Below are 10,425 nucleotides of genomic sequence, written 5' to 3' on the forward strand. Positions count from 1 at the left end.
GGCCTCGGGGGCGTTCGGCTAGCTGCGGGAACGGCCTGTCCGCCTAATGTGTTCGGCTGAGATCGGAAATCAACCAACATCCTCACAGCATCTAGACAGGGGAGGCGGGCATGAGTTTCGCGTTCTATATCTACACCACGATTATCATGGGTGTGGCTCTGGTGACCAGTGCCGTGGCATTGATGGTTTGGCTCATGACGCGCCGTCGCGACAGCCTCGTGGCCGCGGCGGGTTTTTTGCTCTATATGCTCGATATGTCGGTCATCTTTTTTGACGAGTACAATCGGCTCAAATACGACTACGCCGTTACCTTTAGCGAGCCGCTGCAGCACCCCTTGCTGCGCTGCGTGCTTGGTATTGCCATCTATGCCTGCGTGGTGCTATGGATGTTTGCGCGCTTGCGCAAAAGACCGACGTCGCGCATGCTCGGACTCGCTATCGTGCCGTTTTCAATCTTGCAATTGCTGCTGGTGCCTCGCAGCGGCGCTGCCGGAGAGGTGCAGCAGTATCTCTTTTGGCTCACGCGTGACCTGGGTAATGTAGGATGTCTTGCCTATGCCGCCTGGCATTACCGGTACAGAGCAACGCGTGTTGAGAAACTCGACCTCGACCGCTCAAAGCTCTTTTGGAAGGTGGCCTTCGTTCTTGTGTTTTGCGTGATCGCCGAGGACACCTACATGATCTTGTTCTGCCGCCCCGACTCCCAAAACCCCGTCATCGGCCTCTTTTTGTGGTATCTGTCCGAGCGCAATATCTCCGAAAACGTGCTGCTCGTGGTATGCGCGGCTCAGCTTTTTTGCCAGTTTAGCCATATCCTGCGTGTGTATGCCCGTCATCCGCGTGCCGATGAGGACGTGGCAGCCGAGAGCGCAAGCTCTGAGGACGATCTCGCATCGCGTGTGGTGATTTATGCCGACGCCCATAAGCTGTCACGGCGCGAGCAGGAGGTGCTCACGCTGGTGCTGAAGGGCAACGACGCCCAAAACATCGCCAGCGAGTTGGTCATCAGCCCTGGCACGGTCAAGGCACACTTGCATCGCATCTACGTTAAAAGCGGCGTCTCCAACCGAGATGACCTTATAGATACCTTTTGGCGTTCCTAGCCTCATTCTTCCTCGCATGCGGGTCTTGCTGTGTGGGCGGCCACACCGTTGGGCGTAATGAAGCGGTAATAATCTCAGACAATAAACCTGCAGGTAAAGCGTGTAAACCTGCTTAAACTGACCGTTTGCGGTCCCTGGCCTTGGCACGGGTTTGCCCCTGTGTATCAATGGGTGTAGCGCGAAGCCGCGGACGTGGGACAGACGTCCGAGCACGGCTTGTAGGCACGCGCCGATGCGGGAGCGCTACGCTCCCAACCGAGTGCCCACGCGGGCGGTGCGTCCGCGTTACAACCAAAGATGCCTGAGGAGGCTCGCATGGACAAGGCTGATGTAGTTATCAAGAGCGACGCCGTCTTTACCGGCGATGGGCTCGAGCCGTTTAAGGGCGGCGTTGCCGTGCGGGGCGATAAAATCGTTGCCTGCGGTGACGATGCTCACCTGGCACCGTTTATCGGTCCCGATACCGAGGTGCGCGACTTTGGCGACCAGCTCGTCATGCCCGGCCTGATCGACTCGCACACGCATTTTGCCCAGGGCGCGTTTATGACCGACCCCGATTTTGCCGTCAACCTCATCGACTGCACCAGTTTTGAGATGGCGATGGAACGTGTCGTGGCGTTTGCGGCCGACCATCCCGATAACGAGTGGATTCTGGGCTGCCAGATTATCCAGTTCCAGTGGGATGTCCCCGAGATGCCCACGGCCGCGATGATCGATGAGTACATCTCCGACCGCCCGGTATTTCTGCAGCAGGTTGACTTGCATACCTTTAGTGCCAATACCTGCGCCATCAACAAGGTGGGAGTAACTTCGCAGACGCCCGATCCCGCAGGCGGCAAGATCCTTAAGGATGCCGACGGCAATCTGACGGGCGTGTTTTCCAACAACGCCGGCGCCTTCTTTATGGACGAGGTCTACGACCCAGCGCCCGAGGTTGTTGACGCGTCGTTTGCAAAAACCGCCCGGCGCGCCAATGCCCTGGGAATCACTACGGTCGGCATGGTCAATCCTACGTTTGTGAGCATGGAAAACCCGTATGCGGTGTTGGCAGGTCTTAATGCCAAGGGCGACTTGCCGATGCGCGTGTTCCTGTACACCGACCTGTTCGAAAACGAGTCCTTGACGCTCGAGCAGATCAAGGAGAAATACGCCTTCCCGGGTACGCAGGTGGAGTGGCACGGCTTTAAGCAGTTCCTTGATGGTGTGTGCTCCGACCATACCGCCTGGATGCTTGAACCCTATAGCAACGCACCCGACACCTGTGGTGAGCCCGCGGAGGAGCCGGAGCGCATCCGTGCTGCCATCCTGAGGGCGCAGGAATGGGGCGTTGACACGCGCATCCATGCAATCGGCGATCGCTCGGTGCGTTTTGTGCTCGATTGCTTTGAGGAGGGCGAGCGCTTGCATGGCAAGCGGGATTGTCGCCACTCCATGGAGCACAACGAGACGGTTCAACCCGAGGATATGCCGCGTTATGCCGAGCTCGGCGTCTGCCCCGGCATGCAGCCGTGGCACATGCTGCTCGATATGGCTGACCTTGCCAAGGACGAAGCCGTGGGTCCCGAGCGTGCCGCGCTTTCGTGGCCCCTGCATAGCCTGCTTGCCAGCGGAGCCGTGGTGCACCTGGGCAGTGACTTCCCCGTTGTGGGCTTGGAGCCCATGGAGGAGGTGTACGGCGCGGTCTTCCGCATGCTCGAGGACGGTTCCAACCCTGAGGGCTGGTTCCCCCAGGAGCGCATTACCATGGCCGAGGCTCTGCGCGCCTACACCTATGGCAGCGCCTACGCCATGCATGCCGAGGACCGCATCGGCACGCTCGCGTGCGGCAAACAGGCAGATATCTGCGTGCTCGACCGCAATCTCTTTGATTGCGAGCCGGCCGAGGTGCTCGAGGCTACCGCAGCCCTCACGATGATCGCCGGCAAGGTGGTCTTTGAGGCATAGCGCCATCGTTTGATTGGGCGGCTTGGTGCCAGTTGTCAGCCGCCTGACATCCATTCAGCACTACTCTCTCAAGGAAAGGGGAGAACAATGGCAGAAGAAGTAACCGCTGCCGTGGAGGAGGAGCGCGAGCTCGCCTCCCAACCGATTCCCGGTCTGGTGCGTAAGTACACCATCGTCACCGGCCAGGGCATGCTCGCCCAGATCATCATGGTGGTCCTTGAGGGCCTCGTGATGGGTTGGGGCCTAGGTGCCCACGGCCTGGCATGTGTCTCGATCATTATGTCGGTCGAGTACATCAACCTGGCCTTTGGCAACCTGTTTGGCACCGGCGTGCCCGCCGTGGTGGGCAACCTTTTGGGTGCCGGCGACATCAAGGGCGCAAGCAAGGCTTTTAGCCAGGGCTTTTGGCTCACCACGATCGTGAGTGTGCTGCTTGCTGTGGTGATGGCAGTGTTTACCGAGCCCATCTGCACATTCTTTGGCGCCACGCCCGACATCATGGCCGATACCGTTGCCGGCGTGCGCACCTTCGCCGTGCTGTTGCCGCTCACGGTCATTGGCCAGATGATCACCGCTGTGATGCGTGTGGACGAGAAGGTTCAGATCCAGGCCAACCTCATGACCGTTTCGGCCATCGTCGCCATCTGTTGGCTCGCGCTTTCCACGTTTGTGCTCAAGTTTGGCGTTATGGGCGCCGGCGTGTACTACGGGCTTTCCATCGGTATCTGGGCCATCGGTATCTTCTGGTTCATCGGGGGCAAAAAGTCCCAGCTCCAGATTAGCCTGGCCGACCTTAAGCTCGACCTCGCCATCTGCGGCCAGATCTTCAAGATCGGCTTCCCGTTCTTCCTGGTCCAGGGTGCGACCTTTATCTTTAATACCGTTGCCAACTCGCTTTTGGGTTCGCTCGGCGGCGACATGGGCTCGCTCTACATCGCAGCCTTTGGCGTGATCAACGGCTACATCCTCTACATTACCATGATGGTTGCCCAGTGCTTCTCCTACGGTCTGCAGCCCATCGCTGCCTTCAACGCCGGCGCAAAGGCTTGGGCACGCCTTAAGGAGACGCTCTCCTGCACGCTTAAGTACCAGGTTGTGACGCTGGCGCTGGTCACCGTCGCGCTCTGGCTTGCCGCCACCCCGGTGTGCGCCTTCTTTGCCGGCAGCGATCCTGCGCTCGTTGAGGTTGCCGCCAACGCCACGCGTACTGTCATCCTGGCTGTTGCCCTGGGCTATCTTGCCATGACCATGTCGATGTATTTCCAGGCGGTCGAGAAGGTGGGTGTCGCCACGTTTACGGGCCTGCTTCGCTATGTGATCTGCTCGGTGCCGCTTATGTACCTCCTCGGCAACATGATGGGTGTCGAGGGCGTGTGGATCGCCCTGGTGGTGGCCGATGCCATTACTGGCATCATCTCCATTGCGCTCGCCGCGCACGAGTCCAAGCGCCTTGCCACGCTCTAGGCTCGGACATGGCTGGCGTACGATAGTCGAACAAGTTAACTCGCCTGCAAGCCACCACAATGGGGACAGTCCCCCATTGTGGTGGCTTTTGTTATTTAGGGTCTGAGATTTCGGCTCTATAAATAATGCTTTTGAACTGGGTTACTATAAGATTATGGTAAACGCTACTATAAGATTATGGAGAATGAAACTATTCGATTATGGTAACAGCGTAATAAGGGGCGTTGATATGGCTGAGTTCATTAACAGGGATTTGCATGAGTTGCTCATTCGCATGGCAGGCTGGTTTCCTGTTGTGTCGTTGACAGGGCCTAGGCAGAGTGGTAAGTCTACGCTGGTTCGGCATGCCTTTCCCGACTATTCCTACGTCACGCTTGAGGACCCTCAAACGAGGCGCGCGGCCTTGGAGGATCCGGTGAGTTTTATCCGCAACCGAAAGGGCGGACTCATCATCGATGAGGCGCAATACGCCCCGGATTTGTTTTCAATGATCCAGGTTGTTTCGGATGAGCGGGGAGACGCCGGTCAATACATCCTTACAGGCTCGCAAAACTTTTTGATGATGAAAAGCATCGGGCAGTCTCTTGCCGGGCGAGTCGGGATCTTAAAATTGCTGCCATTATCGTTTCGAGAAGCGGAGAGGGGCCAGCAGGGGCAGCTGGAAGTGGATTTGTTCGCGCTCGAAGGGGGATACCCTCGCCTGCGTTCCGCCGGAATGCCGTCCTCGGTTTATTTTCCCAGCTATATCGATACCTATGTTGAGCGCGATGTTGTGGGCTTGCTTGATGTGCGCAATAAGGCGGAGTTTCATAAGTTTCTGTCCATAATTGCTCAGAGCGTCGGTGCCCTCATCAATATATCCTCGCTTTCTCGAGATACGGGCGTGAGCGTATCGACCATTAAAAGCTGGTTGTCCATTCTGGAGCAGAGCTACCTGACGTTTTCGCTGCAGCCCTATTATGCAAATGCCAAGAAGCGTCTAACTAAAACGCCCAAGCTCTATTTTTACGACACGGGGCTGCTCTGCTACTTGCTCAAAATTGGATCACTGGAGCAACTATTGGAGAGCCCTTATCTGGGGGCCGTTTTCGAAAACCTCATCGTTTCCGAAACGGCGAAGAGCCATCTCAACGTGGGCGAGAATCCCGAGCTGTATTTCTATAGGGACGACAGCAAGCGTGAAATCGATTTGCTCGACTGTACAAACTCAGGGAGTCCCAAGGCTATCGAAATAAAATCATCCAGAACGTATCACGATAAGTACGCCCGCCACCTACAGACTGTATGCGATGAGATCGACATTGCAAAAGATGCGCGCTATGTTGTGGCCCGCGTGGACTCAACGTATGAGTCGAAAGACTGTAGTGTGGTTTCGGCGCGTGATTGGCTTTTACGATAACAAGCTCGGCGTATTAACGGCTGCCGCGAAGGGAACCGGCCCCCTTTTTGCGGCGGTTTTTGCCTATCTGGTGCGTCTTAGATGCAAGTGAGTAGACTTATTTGGATATGCCGAGCACATCGCAACAAATACTCAATAAAACCGCAGGTCAGAGCTGTGGCGTTTTGGGGCGTGCTTGACCTCCTGCAAAAAGCCTACTCACTTGGTTTTTCTGCTAGAAGACCGCCGCGAGGGAAGGCAGCTCCCTCGCGGCGGCTGACATTTGCCCAGATAAAACCTGCCAAAATAAACCTGTCTACTCTTTGAGCCAGAGCCGACACTAATTCAAATGGCGAAATCAAAGGGCGTTCTCTGCATGGAGGGCGCCCTTTTTTATCGCGGGATGTTTTGCGTGGCAGTCATGAGGCCCAGGCGGTTGCTGACGCCGAGCTTGCGATAGATGGCGTTGACATGCTTCTTGACGGTTGACTCGCTTATGAATAGCTCGTTTGCCATCTGTTTGTTCGTTTTGCCGTCGAGCATGAGCCGCATGACTTCGGCTTCGCGCGGTTGGATATTGTGTTCTGTAATGAAAGCATTTAGCTGGTTTGTGTCTTCTGTCTGGGTGAGTTTAATGCCCCGAGGATAGAGGTTGGCGAGCGCGAGGCTCGCGTGCCGAGCGACTTCGAGCAGGATTGCGAGCTCGGTGTCGGTGAAGTCTCCGGCCGTGCGTTCACGAAACAGGGTGATGCTTCCTAGCGGGCTGTCGTTGTGCGCGAGCGTGGCCGTACAGCCAAAGTAGACGCCCTGCGGTTCCATCCATTTGCGATAGATGGGCGTGGCATCGCGTCGCTCGACGTCGACGAGGTCGAGGTCGCGGTAGACGCCGACCTTATGTAAGTCAAAGCTCCATGTTGTATAGTCCATCGCGGCGTAGCGGTTGTAGTAGTCGCTCAGTGCGCGGTCGTCCATTCCGCTGCTTGCGGGGTGGACGTAGCGTGGGGCATCACTGCCCGCTGCCTCGATCAGGTCGAACATGGCGATCCGATGGGGCACGAGCCCTGTCGTTCCCTCGAGGGTCTCCTTTTGCAGCTTATCGACACCGTGTGATGCGTGGATTGCAAGCGCGAGCTCGTTGAGAGCAGTCCAGGTCGTACTGTCCAACTCAATAGTCTGCTGATTATTGCATGGGGGCATAGGGCATCCTTTCCATTGTGGAACCCAGTATGTCATGTTCTCGGCCTGAATAGAACTTTAGGTCAGCGAATGGTATACCGTCGGTCGCTGAAAGGGGCTCGAGGGACCATTGAGAACATCTCGGTGCGGCCGCATCATGGTCTCGTCAAGCAAAAGCACCGAGATTTAGGAGCTTGAAATGAAGACCATTTACGAGAGCGAGTCTACGCCAAAGAAGGACGGATTCTACATGCCCGGCGAGTACGAAGAGCAGGAGCGCACCTGGATTTTGTGGCCGCATCGCTCGGATGTGTGGCGCTGTGGTGCCAAGCCGGCGCAAAAGGTCTTTACCGAGATTATTAAGACCGTTGCACGTTTTCAGCCCATCACTGTGGGCGTCAACACTGAAGACTTCCCCGCGGTGTGTGAGATCTTCGACGGCGTTGAGAACGTGCGCGTTATCCACATGGAGTACAACGACAGCTGGATTCGCGACTCCGGCCCGGCGTTTCTTGTCAACGACAAGGGGGACGTGGCACTCTCGCACTTCCACTTTAATGCTTACGGCGGTTTCATTGACGGCCTGTATTTCCCGTGGGACAAGGACGCTTCCATTGGCCTGCAGGTGGCACAGCTCGAGCAGGTTAACCGCTATCGTCCCGAGGATTATATCCTCGAGGGTGGCTCGTTTAACTGCGACGGCCAGGGCACCGTGGTGACCACCGAGATGTGCCTGCTCAATGAGGACCGCAACCCCCAGTACACCAAGGAGCAGATCGAGGAGAAGCTTGCCGAGTACCTGGGCATCGAGAAGGTCATTTGGATCAAGGATGGCATCGACCCGTTTGAGACCAACGGGCACGTGGACGACGTCGCATGCTTTAGTGCGCCCGGCGAGGTCTGCTGCATGTGGACCGATGATCCCAACCATAAGTTCTACAAGGAGTGCCAAGAGGCGTATAAGACGCTTTCCGAGACGACGGATGCCCGTGGCCGCAAGCTCAAGATCCACAAGGTGATTATGCCTGCGACCTCGGTATATATGACCGAGGAGGAGGCCAGCACGATTGACCCCGTCGAGGGCGTGCTGCCGCGTACCCCCGAGGATGCTTTCGAGCCGAGCTACCTCAACTTCCTGCCCATCAACGGCGCAGTGCTTGTACCGCAGTTCGGCGATCCCAATGACGCCCAGGCGCTCAAGGATATCCAGGCTGCTTATCCGGACCGTGAAGTCATCGGTATCATGACTCGCGAGGTTATCTACGGCGGCGGCAACATCCACTGCATCACCCAGCAGCAGCCCAAGGCGCGCTGTAAATAGCAGTTCCATGGTGAACAGTGCTTGATTGTCCGCACGCGAAAGTCCGCCGACTTCAATGGTCGGCGGACTTTTTGTGTGGTGGTTTCAGCTGAACGGCGGGCCGTGCGGCTTGGGTGTGCGGGCACACAATCTGGGGAAACCAAACAGATTGGGGCCTTATATGATCGACTCGAAGGGAAACGTGCGACCCGAGGGCATGTTTAACAGGGCGTACCTGGCCCCCGAAGCCCAGCGCGCATACGATACGCTGCTCGAGTGCGTGCTCAACGGGCAGAAGGGTTGCGAGGCTTCGGCGCATGCGGGCATGGATACCATCAAGGCGCTCGTATAGCTTTACGCTTTCGGATGTGACACATAGGACTGCGTGCGCCGCTCCCGGCTATATTGCCCCCGAGGTGCTTCAACTCATGGAGATAGCCGGCATCAGCGATTTCGAGAGCTTGGCAGCGTCCACGAATGCCCCCGTGTTTACGCCACAGACGGATGACTTTGGACTCGCGGTCCATATCTTTAAGATGCTTAACCGCGGAATACACCCATACGCTTCTGGTGAGCTGGACTTGGACATATTTGACCTGGACGACGATGACATTCCGCCTGCACCATTGATAAACAGCTGCGTGTGTAATGGGCACAGCCCGTTTGTGGGGACGTTGGTCGGATACGTTGTCCCAAAGTACGCTCTTGAGCTCGATGATTTTAGCGGCACTATGGGCGAGGCACTCCGTCGATCGCTGTATGGCAGGGCGGAGGAGCGTCTTGACGCACGCACATGGGCGCGCCTGCTCGACCGCTATCTATCCGAGACAGTTGTGTGCAAGCGTGGCCATCTCCACCACTCGTTACAGCACGAATGCCCTTGCTGCCGAGGAGAGCGCGCCTTGTTGACTCGTCTTGGTTGATGGTTTGGGCCGTCTTGTAGAAAGCCCGTGAGGCGACATGCAAGTTAATCCTGCGTGTCGCCTCCGTACATATAGACGATAAATCCGTCGCCGGTGTCCTGGCTGTGATCCTCCAAGATGCGCTTCATGTTGAGGTGCTCGTAGAACTGCCAGTCGGAGTTGCAGTCGCTCATCAGGAAGAATTTGGTGCACCCGGCTTTGGCGAGTTCGGCGCGCGCAAGGTCGATGAGCGCACGGCCGAGCCCCTTGCCCTGCCATTCGGGCACGATGATGATCAGGTTGAGCTGGCCTTGGGCATATTCGTTGCCCGTGGCGGCAAAGCGGTCGGCTGTTGCCTTCTCGCGGCTATCGCCAAAGAGCGAGCCTTCGAGCTTGGCATCGGCGGTCTTTGCCATCTCGGTTGCCTGGACGAACATCTCGTTGTAGCAGGGCTCCCACGTGGGATTGGTGCGTGGTTTGCCGTCTTCGAAGATACCGATGCAGCAAGCGGCGATGATGCGGCCTTCAGCTTCGGCAACGAGCGCGATGGGGGAGCGCTGCAGCTGCATGGCGATGTTAAAGCGCGCACAGAAATCGGCGGCTTCGACGTCGCCTCGGTTGCGCAGCGTGTTGCACCACAGCTGGTTGTAGATGGCGGCGATGCCGGCCAGGTCATCGAGCGTGGCGGCACGCAGAGTTACGTTGTCAAGGCTCATGGGGGCTCCTTCCAAGTTGGGTCAGGCCACCCCTGAGTGTGACATGGACGCAGGACGGCCGCATCGACCATTCGGCAGGCGAGCCTCGAATCCTCGGGGACGGAGGGTCCTAAGAAGGAATGAGGGCGGATTTTCGGACACTTGCTCGATGAGAGTGGATAATCTCCCACTTTTAGCGCTGGTATAGGCCAAAAACGGGAGATTATCCACTCTCATTCTGGGTAGTCGTTGGGGACGTTCTTAAACGACCAGTCATTAAAGAACGTCCCCAATGACTACCCCAAGGAACATCCCAAACTGCCGGCAGAAAAGGAACGTCCCTAACTGCCGCATCCGGAGTAAGACAACGCCGCAGGTAGAGGACGGACAGACACTATGACCCAATCCGAGGGCACGGAAACGACAGGAGCCCCCGCTCGTGACCGCGGGTCGGGGCTGCGAC

8 protein-coding genes are annotated in these 10,425 nt (G+C 57.2%); 6 read left to right on the forward strand and 2 right to left on the reverse strand.

Translation table 11 applies throughout. The features are described from left to right. Window positions 1-110: 110 nt before the first annotated feature. From AB5202_RS09560 to AB5202_RS09575, 4 genes are all read left to right on the forward strand, one after another. Window positions 111-1,103 (forward strand): helix-turn-helix domain-containing protein, encoded by a 993-nt coding sequence (locus AB5202_RS09560; protein WP_368144564.1) that lies wholly within the window; start codon window positions 111-113, stop codon window positions 1,101-1,103. 315 nt (window positions 1,104-1,418) lie between these two features. After that, complete coding sequence (locus tag AB5202_RS09565; RefSeq protein WP_368144562.1) at window positions 1,419-3,047, forward strand: amidohydrolase; 1,629 nt, start codon at window positions 1,419-1,421, stop codon at window positions 3,045-3,047. An 87-nt stretch (window positions 3,048-3,134) separates the two neighbouring features. Next, window positions 3,135-4,511, forward strand: coding sequence for an MATE family efflux transporter (locus tag AB5202_RS09570; RefSeq protein WP_117746646.1), 1,377 nt, complete (start codon window positions 3,135-3,137; stop codon window positions 4,509-4,511). Between the two features lie 229 nt (window positions 4,512-4,740). Further along, entirely contained in the window at window positions 4,741-5,910 is a 1,170-nt protein-coding gene (locus AB5202_RS09575) for an ATP-binding protein (protein ID WP_199409482.1), read from the forward strand. 372 nt (window positions 5,911-6,282) lie between these two features. Here AB5202_RS09575 and AB5202_RS09580 read toward each other — a convergent pair whose 3' ends face one another. Next, window positions 6,283-7,086, reverse strand: coding sequence for a LuxR C-terminal-related transcriptional regulator (locus AB5202_RS09580; protein WP_271736885.1), 804 nt, complete (start codon window positions 7,084-7,086; stop codon window positions 6,283-6,285). A 178-nt stretch (window positions 7,087-7,264) separates the two neighbouring features. Between AB5202_RS09580 and aguA the strand changes: the two genes are divergently transcribed. Together aguA and AB5202_RS09590 are read left to right on the forward strand one after the other, a co-directional pair. After that, complete coding sequence (gene aguA, locus AB5202_RS09585; protein WP_368144561.1) at window positions 7,265-8,386, forward strand: agmatine deiminase; 1,122 nt, start codon at window positions 7,265-7,267, stop codon at window positions 8,384-8,386. 160 nt (window positions 8,387-8,546) lie between these two features. Next, on the forward strand, window positions 8,547-8,717 hold the full coding sequence (locus tag AB5202_RS09590; protein ID WP_158554607.1) for a hypothetical protein: 171 nt from the start codon (window positions 8,547-8,549) through the stop codon (window positions 8,715-8,717). Between the two features lie 615 nt (window positions 8,718-9,332). Here the strand turns inward: AB5202_RS09590 and AB5202_RS09595 are convergent. Further along, window positions 9,333-9,983, reverse strand: a complete 651-nt coding sequence (locus AB5202_RS09595; RefSeq protein WP_117806742.1) for a GNAT family N-acetyltransferase — start codon at window positions 9,981-9,983, stop codon at window positions 9,333-9,335. Window positions 9,984-10,425: the final 442 nt, after the last annotated feature.

Source organism: Collinsella aerofaciens (assembly GCF_040915545.1).
GTDB classification, from domain to species: domain Bacteria; phylum Actinomycetota; class Coriobacteriia; order Coriobacteriales; family Coriobacteriaceae; genus Collinsella; species Collinsella aerofaciens_BE.

Coding starts and splice junctions, on each gene's coding strand:
- AB5202_RS09560 (WP_368144564.1), top strand. CDS start 111: ATGAGTTTCGCGTTCTATATCTACACCACGATTATCATGGGTGTGGCT.
- AB5202_RS09565 (WP_368144562.1), top strand. CDS start 1,419: ATGGACAAGGCTGATGTAGTTATCAAGAGCGACGCCGTCTTTACCGGC.
- AB5202_RS09570 (WP_117746646.1), top strand. CDS start 3,135: ATGGCAGAAGAAGTAACCGCTGCCGTGGAGGAGGAGCGCGAGCTCGCC.
- AB5202_RS09575 (WP_199409482.1), top strand. CDS start 4,741: ATGGCTGAGTTCATTAACAGGGATTTGCATGAGTTGCTCATTCGCATG.
- AB5202_RS09580 (WP_271736885.1), bottom strand. CDS start 7,086: ATGCCCCCATGCAATAATCAGCAGACTATTGAGTTGGACAGTACGACC.
- aguA (WP_368144561.1), top strand. CDS start 7,265: ATGAAGACCATTTACGAGAGCGAGTCTACGCCAAAGAAGGACGGATTC.
- AB5202_RS09590 (WP_158554607.1), top strand. CDS start 8,547: ATGATCGACTCGAAGGGAAACGTGCGACCCGAGGGCATGTTTAACAGG.
- AB5202_RS09595 (WP_117806742.1), bottom strand. CDS start 9,983: ATGAGCCTTGACAACGTAACTCTGCGTGCCGCCACGCTCGATGACCTG.